Genomic DNA, 12,599 nt, shown 5'->3' with positions numbered 1-12,599 from the left:
TGGAGCCATTGATCACACAACGTCACTTTACGCTTGCGGTCGTTTTGTTCTGCCTGTTCGCAGGTATTGCTGGAGGCTATTCGCTTTTAGGGTTGTCCCTGGAGGGAATGAATCCAACCCGCTACACCTACGAGAGGGATTGCATGTCTGGTCGCCATGACTGCTATTCTGAAAGACGCGACCTTTGGCTTTCGAGGGCACTGGACGAAAAAACGCGAAGTGGTCGCTGACTCGTCTGTTGGAATCTCAAAACTCAGCACACGCGCTCCGTTTTTAGCGGTTTTCTTGACGCTTTTTTGGTGAACTCAACCGCTTCATGTCGAGCTAGCTGGATATCGGGTCGTCATAACTCTTATCCGCGTTCTTGATCACGTCCACAAGTCAGCTCTTTCAAATGGAGGCGGCAGTGATGAAGGCCTTTTGCTGTGCGTTTTACAGCTCCTTGGAAGCACGTGAGATGGTGGCATGCTCCGAAAAGCGCTCGTGACAGACATAATGGCGCTCAAAGCTGTCCGGTCGTCAGTCGTTGAAAATACCTTAAGCGACGTCTCCAAGGTCACCGACGCGGACTACGAGTGGTATGTGACGAACCCTGGAGTCGCCGTTTGGGAAGAGAACGGCACCGTGGTTGGCTTTTCCGCCGCTGATCCACGCGACGGAAACATTTGGGCGCTTTTTGTCGCTCCCGGATTTGAAGGAAGAGGGATCGGCTCGGCTCTGCTGGCCGAAGCCTGCGCCTGCTTGAAGGAGGCGGGCATCGAACGCGCTTGGCTCACCACTGATCCGGATACCCGAGCCGAGAGGTTCTACCGAGCGACTGGATGGGAGCATATTGGAGAGAAGGATAACGAGCTTCTCTTCGAACGATCACTATGAGTTTTCTGCGAAGTTTTGGGCGACCCGCAAATGTTCGAGAGGGCTATGCCTTTCTCCAAAGGGCGACCGGTAACTCGTCTTTTACGTGTAACGGATTATATTCTCTGATCGATATTTGCGGCGGTCAGCATGCTCAACCACCTATCGGCATTTCTTTTCCGGACACTGACGGTCGTGACGTTAATCGCGAGTTGCATGTTGTCCTCTTCGGCATTCGCAACTAACACGCCCTGCAGTGGCAAGAAGGGTGGCATTGATCATTGCCAGGGATCGACCTTCATCTGTCGTGACGGCTCAGTGAGTGGAAGCAAGAAGTCTTGTGAAGCGGTGATGGGTGGCGGTCTGGGTCTCCTGGGGTCTGGCGCAACTGAGATGGAGCCGAGCAGCTCGACGAGCTGTTCGTGTCGAAATGGCTCCTATTGCACAGGTCCGCGTGGCGGGCATTATTGCATTACCGATGACGGGTCGAAGAGCTATCTGCGACGTTGATAGAGGCTGTCAACTTCGGTGCTGTGAGCGTCGAAGGCAGCCGTGCACAGTCCTCCGGTCGGCTCCGGCAACTCGCACTCTGGGATCAGTTCGCGAGCGTCCTGGTACGGCCGCATTCGGCATCTCATCTCTCGAATTTGTCCTGGTTACCTCGTGCGAGTAGTGCGGAACGCAAGTTGCTCTCCTCTGCTTCGAGGCATTCATTGCGGCGTGATTCCACCTGTTTAGAGAAGTGCCTTCGGCCACTCGCACTCGGGGATCAGTTCACGAAGCGTCTTGGTTCGTTCGGCGTCAAGGATGATTTCTGCGTCGAGATTGCTATCATCGACCTGCCGCATGAATTCGCGGCAGACGCCACAAGGCGGCAGAACGTGAAGCTGTCCGTTTTGATCGTTCCGCCAAACCGCCACCGCCTTGTGAATGCGATATTCGCCGTTAGTGATCATCGCCGCCATTGCGCTTCTCTCGGCGCATAGTCCCCAGCTTGGAGTATCGACGCAAATTCCGACATATCGGTTTCCCGTGCGGGAAATAACCACCGCACCGACATCGCCGAATAATCGACCACCTGGGGTCTGATAAGGTTTAATTTGCTCTGCAGCTTGTTCGATCAGGTCTTTGTTCGTCATACGGGCAGGCTAGCATCTCGATCCGATTTACCACAATCCTCATGTATCAATCGACAGTGTGCCCACGGTCAGGTGACTCGCGAACTCCACCCAAAGACATTGAAGGATTTCCTCACGGGAGTGACCTTGGGAGCGCAGGTCTACGACACGCGTCACGAAGCCCTGATGGTCTGGAGAAATCTTCAGCTCGTTGCATGCATCGACAAGGATCGCCTCAAGGAATTCAACATCCTCGATGTCAATCGCGAAATCAGAAAGCAGGCCCAATTCCCACCCCTCAGACAGAGGCAGAGAGCGTCAACATCTCCCAAGCTGGCCCCCAAAGACCAACCGAGTCATCATAGCGCGAACGCGCCCGCAATCTACCGAAATTCGGATCGTCTCGAACGATACGAAATGGTGAAGCACCCACTCCCTTATAGCTGGATGCCTTCACACCTGGTCACGCAGAGTAATCAATCGTCAATTACGATTTCGGAATACGCGCGTAAATTGCCCCCAAGGATCGATCCCTGCCTCGAGGTCGACGGCACTGGACTTGGACGCAACCTCTGCATTCACATCCGTTGGGCTGGCTCTGCACGGCCAGCCAGTCGGCCCGCGATACACTCGAGTTTATTGAATGACCTCAATGACCGTGCGGGTCTTCGGATTAACGAGCACACGCTTTTTGTTGACGACCACATAACCGTAATCAGGTTGGTCGGGGATTGTGTGAATCTCGACCGTGTCAGGAAGTGCCGTACCGACTGCAACGTCACCTTCGAATGTAACAGATGGCGTTTCCTGTTTCATGACATAGGTTTTAACCTCGCCAGGGACGACGACCGTAGTCTGCGCGACCGCCGCTCCGCCGAGTGACAGGAACAGCGATGCGGCAGAGATGACCAGAATTTTCATGTTATCCTCCAGGACTTTGAATGTCCGAGCACAACGCTGCCGATAAAATATCGTTCCGCCGCTCCACGAAATGGACTGCGAGCATGTTCGAATACTCACGTCTCAGATGATGGCGACGATCCATGACCGTATGCCCGTCGCTCTGCATCGGAATGACTATTAGCGCAGGCTGCCCCGACCGATCCGTTTGGCATGATGACGCGATTTGATGCCGAGGCAATGCCGATACGGCTGATTACCCGCCGCGCAGACTGATACAAACGCTGGACTGGTCTTGGCGCGAAATAACCGCAGCAAGATTAGTAAGCTAAGGCTAATTGACCAAATTCCGAACCATGTCATCTTTCTTCTTACCGTGTCCCCCGCGGCTCGTTGCAACGGAAGTACAGAATGCCTCGTTAGTGCGCGGGGCATTCTGCCCAATCGGGACAGCGGTGGCGTCAGCAAAATTTTCCCAAAATAGGGGCAATCCCCTCGCCTGCTGATCACACCGTAACTGTCTCCGGCCGACATTCCCGCTCGCAATGATTGAAGACAGCGGATCACGAGGAGCCCCGTACCGGGGGCAGGTCCGTGAGCAGCATACCGCGCGTCCGCACGAAAATTGACGTTTCGGCGGTTGGGGAATAACTGGCTACGTTGGCTCGCGAGTTCGTAGCCTCGGCACGGCGGCTTTTCAGTTCTCCTCCGTCAGCAAGGAGCCGCCTCTTCACCCGCGTTTGGCGCTTTCGTAATAGCGCTTAACGATGTCCTTGACTTCGCTTGACGTGAACCCAGGAATCCATCTGTGCGGTATCGCGACGGTCCTTTCAAGAGGCTGTCGCTTGCGCAAATGTCCAAGAATCTCCGGATCAGCGTCTTTGCGAACTGTCAGATAGATGAATCCCGCCCGCCAGGTCTCGGGGGTATCGACACGTTCGATCATCGACCAGGGGATGAGCTTCGGTAGCCTCTGTGCAGCGATGCCGTCCGGCCCGATCACCATTATCGGCTTCGCGAAGTCAACCTTCCGAGCGTTTACCAAAACATAAACGATGACGCCGAGGAAGATTATCGCGAAAAGGCCCTCTCCGACACCGCTCGTAGGTCTGCTCATTTTGATCTGCCCAAGAGCGATGAGTGTGAGGTAGCCGAAACAGAGTGTCATGACGCCGAGGACCGTGAGTAGATATCGAACTCTTCCACGCAAGACGAGCACCGGCTGCGTAGCGCCGCTGTCGCGGTCAGTGGTCCAACGATGTGCCTCGGTCATTTGGTGATTCAGCTCCCTGGTATCAGCAAGTGCGCCCTGTCGTCTGGAATGGCCGCATGGCTGGAGGCCCTTTCAGTTAGTCGGAGGGCGCTACGGGCAGCGTCGAATTCTTACGACGAAGCCATGCGGTTGCGATGAGGGCGAGCGTAGCGAAACTATACCAAGTGACGATGAGAGTGAGCACCCAAGTATGCTGCCCGTCACGAAGGGCGAAAACAGCCACAGCGAGAGCGGCATTAGCAATGAGAACGCCAATCGCAATGAAGAGCACCAAGCGCAACCCTTGTTAGCAACTTCGATATAGGAAAAACAACCGAACTCTCCAAGCGAGGACTGCGTCCACGTTTGAATCTGGTAAATGATTACGAAACGCGATTGAGGTTGCAATCTGGCCAGAATTGCGTCATTTGGGCGTCCTGCCATCGGCCGTCATCGCAACAATAGCCGGTGCAGTTTGGGGCGCTCCGATACGACATCGTAGAGCGCCCTCCTCTCGTGGCATACCTTCACACCCCGTCACTCCGGTTAATCAATCGTCAATTAGAAATATGGAATACGCGCGTATATTAGAAGCTCGAGGACTACAATCCATACCTTGAGCGGTCGAGAACATGGGCTGGGACGCCACCTCTGCATTCACACCCGTCGGGCTGGCTCTGCGCGGCCAGCCAGCTCACAGGATCGTCCGCACCCTTCGTGACGCGGCATATATGCTGCTCAAGGACTGGCCTATTGATGACGGCGAAGAATATGTGACTGCGGTGAAGGCTTGCGTCGATGCGATCAGCGGGAAGATCGCTCCGGAGCAATTCTGGGAAGCGTTCCTGCGCGCGGCCGATGAAGCGGGCATCGCTGCTCTGACCATCGTTCAACGATAACAACGAGTAAGAAGCATATGGTTGCGCGCCGGGTCCTGCGGGCCGCAATTAGGTGGAGCACACCGACAACAAAATTTGATCGGCGGTAATGTCTCGACATGCATCGAAGAGACTGCGATCCTCTCTGACACCGCAAACGGAATCACAACTTGAATCATTCCCAGACGAGCTTGATCGGAAAGGTCCAGGGAACGCTCCTCACCCCGGACAGGCCAAGCGAATGGGGTGTGCTCGTGCTGGGTGGTTGGTCATTGGCATTACGATGGTTTGGCGGCGACGCAGCGCGGTTGATCCGCCGAAATCACGATGCGACGGAGGGACTTGTGGCTTCACCTGCGGGGCAGAGCGTTGAACTTGAGGTCGTGTGCCACAACGACCTGTCGCCTTGCAACTTCGTATTTCGTTCGGGGCGACCGGTGGCGGTCATCGACTTCGACAGCGCATCACCCGGACTGCGGATGCACGATCTTGGCTACGCAGCCTGGATGTGGCTCGATCTCGGCGATGAAGATATTGAGCCTGATCTGCAACGACGTGGATGATGACCTCCTGATCGACCACCGGTTGACCTTGTTCTGCAGGGCCAGGTCGTCACCATGTTCGAGCCGCAAGAGTGCACCAATTACTTCAAATCCTGCGGCATGTCTGCGCAGCCACTTGATTTTCCTTCTTTCATGGTCACAACCGCATAGGGTTTAAACTCAGACCATCTTTCATCGTGGTCCTGATAACCCGCCTTCGAAACGCACCAAGCCCATCGGTATTCCACCATTCCGTGCATCATAAGCGGATATCTAGTATGCCACTCCTTCACCTCAGGAAATGAGGCCCTCCCATCGGTGTCCGTCAACACGACGGCTACCCCGCGCTTGGTACTGGGGATCGCGTGCATGTTGAGCCTCACCTGCGCCCCTTGAATCGGCGTGCCCGTCTCCGATCTCACTGTAAGCGACGCCTCTGGTTGGACGGTCTCATGGAGTGGCAAGCCGCATCCCACCAGCATCAAAACCGCTCCCGACGTGATGCCGCGCGCCATGGTATTGGCCAAAGTTACCGTCACGCCCAAACCGCCTCCTCCTGGATGTACCGACGCCTCTTACGGCGTCTTTGGGTGAGCGCCAAACGAATGCCGGTGATTGTAACTTACTGCCCGTTTGCAGTTTCTTACCTTCCTCAAAGAACGGTTCGACCATCAGTTTGCACCTCATGGCGGTGTAAGAAAGTCCCAAACATTCCCTGACCGAATGCGGCCGGTCAGAGCTAGAGTGTGCCGCCATGGTATCCGCACCCCGACTAATCGAATTTCACAGGCGTCGGGAGGTGCAATGCACCTGTTGCAAGCGGTGCGGCAGGTATGGGACACCGGTCGGGCAGGTCGTAACCACAACCCAGCCGCAGGAGTGCGTCAACTACTTCAAATCCTGCGGATACCCCGAGTAAAGTGGACGCGCTCTAGTTCTTGCACTGATTTCAAGAAGGTACACCAAGGATATTGCCGATGGGATGGGACGCACTCAGGCATTGGGGTGAAGACGCGGTTCGCATCGAACGGCTCACGGGTGGCGTCGCCAACGATGTGTGGAGTGTTCGCGTCCGAGGGCACATCGCGGTTGGTCGTCTCGGCCGCAGAACCGATGCCGATCTCGCATGGGAAACCGAGCTGATGCGATACCTCGACAGTGAAGGAATGCACGTTCCAGTGCCGATTCCGACGACTGACGGTCGGCTGTTCGTGGATGGTTTGGTGGTGATCAAGTATATGGAAGGCGGACCGCCTGAAACGGAATCCGGCTGGCGTCGCGTCGCCGACACACTCCGCGAGCTGCATCGGTTGACACAGGGCTGGCCGCAGCGCCCAGGCTGGCGATCGTCGACCGATCTCCTTCACGCCGAATCCGGAACGAGGATCAACCTTGCCTCGATGCCGCCCGAGGGCGTCATTCGATGTCGAGCAGCGTGGGCGCGGCTCATCGGACGTCAGACATGCGTTGTCCACGGCAACCCCAACAGTGCTGCCAACATCCGCATGACCGCCGATCGGGTCGCGTTGATCGACTGGGACGAGTCACATGTCGACGTTCCCGACCTCGACCTGGTGCTGCCCGGCAATGCCGCCGGTCTCGACGATGGTGCGCATGACGTCGCCGCGCAGGCGTCCGCCGCATGGGAAGCCGCCGTATGTTGGCCGGACGAGTACTCGGTTAGACGGCTTGGCGAAGTTCGTGCGGTCTAACGAGTTCGACGCCGGACTAAGACGGTCAGGCGGTCATTATTTGCACCCTCGTCGCCACGTTTGCGTGGGCGTGGAAACACCGCCAGCCCCGGCGAATGATACGAGGAAGAACAAAACACCTCAGCCGGAGCGAGTACACCGACTGAGGTTTGCGAGATTGCGGACGTCTTTTTGCTAACTAGACCAGCAGGAGATCGGCATCGAAAGATCGCTGTGCGGATTGCCACAGTTCGAAGCCGTCCGGCGAAGACGGATCAGCTATCAGTTGCTGCTCTGGTTCCGGGAGACTAGGGAAGACGCAGAGGATTTTTTTTGCATCGTTCACTTCAGTGTAGACCACGAAGAAATCGTCCACCATTTTACCGAGGACCTCTTCCTGGAACGATCCTCCGCCGGTATTGAAAGTGGCTAATCCGATGAGGTATGGGTCACCACTATAGCCACTCAGGGCTGCGGCTACCATTTCACTCGTCAGTACAAAGTTGGCCCATACGTTATCCTGAACGATTTGAATGTTGGCGACAAAGTCATTGTCGCTCTTATCAAGCCAGTCTGATTTTTCAATCGCATCCCAAGTAATTTGACTACTCTGGACTCCGCCGTAGTATCCCTCGGTGGCGAAAATGTAGTACGTGTCGAAACCATCGCCTCCCCTAAGGAAGTCTACCTCGCCATCATACCACTCAGAATGAAGGGTGGAGAGGTTTAACTGATCTGGATTACCCGCTCCACCGATCAGGATATCGTCGTCTGCTCCTCCCAAAATGTAGTCGCTACCAGCCTCCCCAAATAGCTTGTCGGAATACGAATTTCCCGCAAGGTAGTCATCGCCGTCTCCACCGAACAATTTGTCGCCACCCGTGCCCCCGTACAGATAGTCGTTCCCAGAACCAGCGTGGATTACGTCATCACCGCTGAGGCCAACTAATAAGACCGGGTCCGAGAAGTCCCTTGTGTCGATCTCATTTCCCCCGCGTATTCCCGCTTCTCCGAGATCATCAACAAGCACCAACCCGGTCAGATCACTCAAGAAGTCCCCGAAAGGGTCAAGCGTCGCTAGTTGGTCCTCTGAGAGCGTCGAATGATAGGACGCGCGCTCGACGAAAAGAGGATCGTAATAAGAGTCCTTAGACATTTCACCAGCAATAATCTGCTCAGTTCGGACCGTGTCACCCACGTAGTCATAATTCCCTGTCAGAAAATTAGGAGGAACGCCCCTGTTCGCACCGTCTGTATAGCCCATGACGCCATGTATAATCTCATGCATGAGCGCCTGTTCGAAGGAATAATGTGATACTGTCCCCTCAGTATCGATAACGCACTTGCCGTCTAGGGCCTGCGGGTCGTACTTAACCAAAAATGAGCTTTCTTCCGACTTCATCGTATTTGGGACGTGCTTGAACGTAAGGAGTTGTGTGCCAGCTGCCACAACATCGAAAACAGTCCGCGCCGTTGGTGAGAGCCTATACAGATCAGTTATCAGCGTTTCGATGCGTCCCTTCTCATCGCCGACGGCATCTTCAAAAACGAGCTTGGCCAGAACATCTTGAATTCCCATCAGAGTTTCTCCTTCAATATGATGGATTTCAGTATTGAGAAAAGAACTGGGACATCACGATCAGGTAAAACCCCTTCGCCTTCCTCGAATAGTTCTAAGTTTATTTTAGCTATTGCGTATCTGCAGTAAGCGCTATCGGGATCAGCAAAATACAATATATCCGCATAACAATACAAAAATGGCCTCTCAACACCGGTTTTCTCGTATTGGCGAGATATATGCTCCAGTGTGCTGGGAGCGACCGGAGCTTGCACTCCATGCTCCGGCTGAGCATCTCGGCTCGCTTGTGCAAATTTGGCGAACATCAACAGGATTCGCCGAAGCTCCCCGTCATCGTGCAGATCGAGAAGAGGTTGTTTCAAGGCCCTCTGCGCGAGAATTATTGCTCCTCGGCTGCCCGGACAGAACCGGCTTTGATAGTCGCCTGAGTACTCTATCGCTACCAAGCAATACATATAGCCGCGATGAAGTGGATACCGCGAGACATAGGCGTACAAAGCTTCATCTCTAGCTGCTGTGGCGGCGGCGGGTGACGGGGCATGAAGTGCCGACGCGAACGCAAGAGAGGCCAGAACTGCGGCAAAAGGGACAGGCCTTCTAACCAATCCCGAGCGTGCCGCAGCCGGGATTAACCAGGAGGGCCACCACCGATTGAGAGACTTTGCAAGGATTTCAACCAATGCCACGGAAAATGCACCCCCATAAGTTTCATGGCGAAACACCAGTAGTGCTTCGGTTGCATACAATGCAAGCTCATTCGTCGAAGCGGTGAAGATAATATTAACAGACGCGCCCGCCGCACTTGGGCCGGTGCCCGTTAGAGCAGCAAATCGTGGAGAAACATGAATTTCGCTGTGCAGTGCCCAATGACAGCGGCAGAGTGAAGCCATGACAATGCCCGACACCGCCGCCCTCCTCGAAGACGCCGCCGATCGGATCGCCGATATCTCACGAGCGGATATTCAGATCATGCTTCGCCGTGCGGCGCTTCTGTTGCGCAACGCGGGATCGATCGCCTTTGATGACGATGTGGACGAAGCCCTTCGGGACCTCTCAGGCGAGTTCGGTAAAACGCGCAACGATACGGTCAGGTTCATCGTCAGGGAGTGGATGGAGAAGAACACCTATCTCCCGGTCCACGAACTCGACGAAGATGGCGACGTTGATGGGAGTGCCTGAGCAGCGTATTCTTGGTGGGCACCGACGTGCGAACATGAATGGAGCATCAGCATGCCAACCCTCGCGCAGATGACTGGATCACTCCATATCCACAACTTCTATATCGGAAAGCTGAAAGCTAAGCAGGAACAGCTTTTTGACAGCGACCCTGACCTGGCGATGCTTCTCGACAATGTGGCTACCATTCTATCCGAGCACGCCGCTGTCTTGGCTGACGACATTGCTGACACAGAAGATGACGACACGTGAGAGCCAATCAAGGCGGTCTCCCGGGGGACCTCGTTCGATCATGCATGCAGCAGGTCATTGCTTCCTGTCACGTTGATGGATACCCCTTTAGCAGCTGCCCGGCATTAGCCCTGTCGATCCAAGGCGTCCTCGACCTTTTTCCGGCTGTTTCCAACGTCCTTCACTGTCTCTTTGACCGCCTGCTTGGACAAGAGGATCTTCGACCTTGGCGGCAAGGAGACCGTCTACATTCTGCCAATTCAGCACGATCCCAATAACAGCCTGACGCAAGTTTACGAGGGCGGAGTACTAACAAGCCTGGGCGTGAAGAATAGCATTGGATCACTGTCGGAAGCAGACTTTGCGCTACTACGTGATGCCAGGGGCCGTCGCCCGTTCAGATACTATAAGACAGGCAGACTGCCCGTCTTCGTGTCATTCAAGAGCGAAGCCGATCCAAAAACGATATTTGAGGTTCGGCCGCAGGATTTAGGTCGGCACTTTCCGGGCGTCCAGTTCACGGGCCTCGGCATTGAAATAACGACGGATCGGTTCACCCACAAATTGCGAGACCGGCTTCCCTGGCTTGACATGACCGCTGCACCGCGAAAAATTTTACCGCGCGATCCTCCAGGGGTCTCACGTCCCCACCGCGAATTGCCGTTCAGCTATATGATAACTCCTGCTGATTTTTTCGGGGATGGAAGCCGATAGCGGACAACCGGGATCAGATCGGAGTGAACATGTACGCATCGATTGTTGACAGCGCCATGGCAACTGACGGCGGCTCGCGGGCGCTGTTTGTCGAACGAATTGACGGAAGGGTCGAGCGCTTCGTTATAAACCGCTCTATCGCCTCTCGCGGGACGCCCGCCTACAATGTCGTAAGCTCCGATCTTCGGACCCTCTCCAAATGTGACTGCGCAGAGATTGCGGAAGCGTTGAGGAAGCTTTCTACCGAGGTGACAGCAATTCACCAAGTCAACGAATTCATCAACGCACTGAAAGCACAATCTTCAAACTCTGTCGAATGATCAGCTCGACGACAGCTGAATTTTCCGGCTTCCGCTAACAGGCGAACCAGTGCGTTCAACTTCGCACCCGCGCTTGGTCGAACTTGGTATTGGAAAACCGTGGAAATTTGCATAACCTGATAAATGTCTTTTGGGGGTTTACTTGAGATTCGTTTGGTTATTTCTTGCCGCGGCAATTGCTTCACCAATGGCGGCCCTTGCCGATGAAAGCACCGACCACGCCTACCGCATGTGTTCGGCAATGGAGAACACGGGAGTTGCTTCGGTCTGCACCGTGTCCACCGCAAGCCACACGGTTACGATTACCATCAACATGGTGTCGAGCGAGGCTCGGACCTTCTGCGCCGGTGCCGTCAGCCAGATGCATCAGGTCGGTGCTCAATTCGCGCCGGGCTGGACACTTCAGATTGTTTCGCCTGTCAGCGGCTCCAGCGTCGCCGAGTGCAACCTCTAGGGCCGCAGCGATGCGAAGGTTTCTAGCGTTTCTCAGTGCCTTCCTGTTCGCTGCCGTCAATGCGGCGGCTGGAAGCTGGTATCCGAACGAGCATACCGTTGAACAAGGCATCCGCACGGGGACAACTCCCAGCGGAGCGGAATATCGGATCATGCCCGACAAAACCGCCACCATTGCGAAAGAAGGTGTCATCTGGGTCGTCAGCTGCAAGGTCGACCCTATTAACGACGACAAGAACTGCGGCACATACGACATTTTCGAGCGGGTCGTTGTCGGGTTCGACACCACTGACCATCCGACCGAAATCTGTCTTCCCGGCCATGATTTCCCAGGGCGCACGGCGTTCATGCGCGTCGACAAGAACAAGGCGGTCGAAACGGGCGACGACGGCTGTCTCGGCGGCGGGTACATCGCCCAGATGCTTAAAGGCAAGCAGCTCGTCAGCCGGATCGTCGTGTGGCCGTACGACAAGTTCGACGACGACAAGACGGACCTTCTCGTACTCAAAGACGCGCTCGAACTGGTGAAGTACGTCAGGGCGCTTTGATTTTTGGGCACTGGGGGCAAGATTAGGTGACCGGCCATCCATACCGGCGCGCCCGTAGGCAGATATGCAGCGCCGAGTTGACAACCGGACCGGTCTTGCTAGCTTGAGATCGGACGGAGGCAAGCTATTGGCTTGCTTGGGGTCGGTCGAACACCGTCAGCGTAGCGCGGATTTAGCCGCGTCGTACCGTTCAAAGACTGCGGAGTGACGCCAATAGGCGTCGTCTTGTGCGAGGATTATCCTCCCAACTGAGGGGCGGCTCTTAAGTCGCTGCACGTCCGCTTCAGCAATGAAGCAAAGGACGTGGGAATCATGAAATCAAAGAACCGAATACAATATCTG

At 55.3% G+C, this 12,599-nt stretch carries 16 protein-coding genes; 9 read left to right on the top strand and 7 right to left on the bottom strand.

Features of this window, described 5'->3' with window-relative positions:
• The first annotated feature begins 465 nt into the window (after positions 1-465).
• Positions 466-876, top strand: a complete 411-nt coding sequence (locus tag CO660_RS05375) for a GNAT family N-acetyltransferase (RefSeq protein ID WP_097597885.1) — start codon at positions 466-468, stop codon at positions 874-876.
• A gap of 713 nt (positions 877-1,589) precedes the next feature.
• Here the strand turns inward: CO660_RS05375 and CO660_RS32675 are convergent.
• The 4 genes from CO660_RS32675 to CO660_RS05350 all read right to left on the bottom strand — a co-directional run bounded on the left by CO660_RS32675 (position 1,590) and on the right by CO660_RS05350 (position 4,146).
• Positions 1,590-1,994: a cytidine deaminase gene (locus CO660_RS32675; RefSeq protein WP_141504795.1), complete on the bottom strand. Its 405-nt coding sequence runs from the start codon at positions 1,992-1,994 to the stop codon at positions 1,590-1,592.
• A gap of 39 nt (positions 1,995-2,033) precedes the next feature.
• On the bottom strand, positions 2,034-2,261 hold the full coding sequence (locus CO660_RS33185; RefSeq protein WP_176536232.1) for a hypothetical protein: 228 nt from the start codon (positions 2,259-2,261) through the stop codon (positions 2,034-2,036).
• 348 nt (positions 2,262-2,609) lie between these two features.
• The gene (locus tag CO660_RS05355) at positions 2,610-2,894 is read right to left on the bottom strand and encodes a DUF1236 domain-containing protein (RefSeq protein WP_097597883.1); all 285 of its coding nucleotides are present in this window, start codon (positions 2,892-2,894) and stop codon (positions 2,610-2,612) included.
• Between the two features lie 709 nt (positions 2,895-3,603).
• Positions 3,604-4,146, bottom strand: a complete 543-nt coding sequence (locus CO660_RS05350) for a hypothetical protein (protein WP_097597882.1) — start codon at positions 4,144-4,146, stop codon at positions 3,604-3,606.
• 611 nt (positions 4,147-4,757) lie between these two features.
• On the opposite strand from CO660_RS05350, the gene CO660_RS05340 reads away from it, so the two are divergent.
• Positions 4,758-5,024 (top strand): DUF982 domain-containing protein, encoded by a 267-nt coding sequence (locus CO660_RS05340; RefSeq protein WP_097597881.1) that lies wholly within the window; start codon positions 4,758-4,760, stop codon positions 5,022-5,024.
• 149 nt (positions 5,025-5,173) lie between these two features.
• Positions 5,174-5,566 (top strand): phosphotransferase, encoded by a 393-nt coding sequence (locus tag CO660_RS05335; RefSeq protein WP_097597880.1) that lies wholly within the window; start codon positions 5,174-5,176, stop codon positions 5,564-5,566.
• Between the two features lie 80 nt (positions 5,567-5,646).
• On the opposite strand, the gene CO660_RS05330 is transcribed toward CO660_RS05335, so the two are convergent.
• Positions 5,647-6,084, bottom strand: coding sequence for a carboxypeptidase-like regulatory domain-containing protein (locus tag CO660_RS05330; protein WP_245421300.1), 438 nt, complete (start codon positions 6,082-6,084; stop codon positions 5,647-5,649).
• Between the two features lie 438 nt (positions 6,085-6,522).
• On the opposite strand from CO660_RS05330, the gene CO660_RS05325 reads away from it, so the two are divergent.
• Positions 6,523-7,257: a phosphotransferase gene (locus CO660_RS05325; protein ID WP_097597879.1), complete on the top strand. Its 735-nt coding sequence runs from the start codon at positions 6,523-6,525 to the stop codon at positions 7,255-7,257.
• A 178-nt stretch (positions 7,258-7,435) separates the two neighbouring features.
• Here the strand turns inward: CO660_RS05325 and CO660_RS05320 are convergent, their stop codons facing one another.
• Together CO660_RS05320 and CO660_RS32670 are read right to left on the bottom strand one after the other, a co-directional pair.
• Positions 7,436-8,815 (bottom strand): calcium-binding protein, encoded by a 1,380-nt coding sequence (locus CO660_RS05320; RefSeq protein ID WP_097597878.1) that lies wholly within the window; start codon positions 8,813-8,815, stop codon positions 7,436-7,438.
• Complete coding sequence (locus tag CO660_RS32670; RefSeq protein ID WP_141504793.1) at positions 8,815-9,720, bottom strand: hypothetical protein; 906 nt, start codon at positions 9,718-9,720, stop codon at positions 8,815-8,817. The genes CO660_RS05320 and CO660_RS32670 overlap by 1 nt, the downstream gene beginning before the upstream one ends.
• Between CO660_RS32670 and CO660_RS05310 the strand changes: the two genes are divergently transcribed.
• The 5 genes from CO660_RS05310 to CO660_RS05290 all read left to right on the top strand — a co-directional run bounded on the left by CO660_RS05310 (position 9,704) and on the right by CO660_RS05290 (position 12,257).
• Positions 9,704-9,994, top strand: a complete 291-nt coding sequence (locus tag CO660_RS05310) for a CopG family transcriptional regulator (protein ID WP_097597876.1) — start codon at positions 9,704-9,706, stop codon at positions 9,992-9,994. The genes CO660_RS32670 and CO660_RS05310 overlap by 17 nt on opposite strands.
• A 51-nt stretch (positions 9,995-10,045) precedes the next feature.
• The gene (locus CO660_RS05305; RefSeq protein ID WP_141504791.1) at positions 10,046-10,243 is read left to right on the top strand and encodes a hypothetical protein; all 198 of its coding nucleotides are present in this window, start codon (positions 10,046-10,048) and stop codon (positions 10,241-10,243) included.
• 722 nt (positions 10,244-10,965) lie between these two features.
• The gene (locus CO660_RS05300; RefSeq protein ID WP_097597875.1) at positions 10,966-11,256 is read left to right on the top strand and encodes a hypothetical protein; all 291 of its coding nucleotides are present in this window, start codon (positions 10,966-10,968) and stop codon (positions 11,254-11,256) included.
• Between the two features lie 142 nt (positions 11,257-11,398).
• On the top strand, positions 11,399-11,710 hold the full coding sequence (locus tag CO660_RS05295) for a hypothetical protein (RefSeq protein ID WP_141504789.1): 312 nt from the start codon (positions 11,399-11,401) through the stop codon (positions 11,708-11,710).
• A gap of 151 nt (positions 11,711-11,861) precedes the next feature.
• Positions 11,862-12,257: a hypothetical protein gene (locus CO660_RS05290; protein WP_097597873.1), complete on the top strand. Its 396-nt coding sequence runs from the start codon at positions 11,862-11,864 to the stop codon at positions 12,255-12,257.
• Positions 12,258-12,599 lie beyond the last annotated feature (342 nt).

This window comes from Rhizobium sp. L9 (assembly GCF_002531885.1).
Lineage (GTDB): Bacteria > Pseudomonadota > Alphaproteobacteria > Rhizobiales > Rhizobiaceae > Rhizobium.
This window is presented reverse-complemented; position numbering and strand designations above follow the sequence as displayed.

Bases quoted from the DNA above. Each gene is read 5' to 3' on its own strand.
- CO660_RS05305 (WP_141504791.1), top strand. From the start codon at position 10,046: ATGCCAACCCTCGCGCAGATGACTGGATCACTCCATATCCACAACTTC.
- CO660_RS05350 (WP_097597882.1), bottom strand. From the start codon at position 4,146: ATGACCGAGGCACATCGTTGGACCACTGACCGCGACAGCGGCGCTACG.
- CO660_RS05290 (WP_097597873.1), top strand. From the start codon at position 11,862: ATGCCCGACAAAACCGCCACCATTGCGAAAGAAGGTGTCATCTGGGTC.
- CO660_RS32675 (WP_141504795.1), bottom strand. From the start codon at position 1,994: ATGACGAACAAAGACCTGATCGAACAAGCTGCAGAGCAAATTAAACCT.
- CO660_RS05320 (WP_097597878.1), bottom strand. From the start codon at position 8,815: ATGGGAATTCAAGATGTTCTGGCCAAGCTCGTTTTTGAAGATGCCGTC.
- CO660_RS05355 (WP_097597883.1), bottom strand. From the start codon at position 2,894: ATGAAAATTCTGGTCATCTCTGCCGCATCGCTGTTCCTGTCACTCGGC.
- CO660_RS05375 (WP_097597885.1), top strand. From the start codon at position 466: ATGCTCCGAAAAGCGCTCGTGACAGACATAATGGCGCTCAAAGCTGTC.
- CO660_RS05310 (WP_097597876.1), top strand. From the start codon at position 9,704: ATGACAATGCCCGACACCGCCGCCCTCCTCGAAGACGCCGCCGATCGG.
- CO660_RS05300 (WP_097597875.1), top strand. From the start codon at position 10,966: ATGTACGCATCGATTGTTGACAGCGCCATGGCAACTGACGGCGGCTCG.
- CO660_RS05340 (WP_097597881.1), top strand. From the start codon at position 4,758: ATGGGCTGGGACGCCACCTCTGCATTCACACCCGTCGGGCTGGCTCTG.
- CO660_RS05325 (WP_097597879.1), top strand. From the start codon at position 6,523: ATGGGATGGGACGCACTCAGGCATTGGGGTGAAGACGCGGTTCGCATC.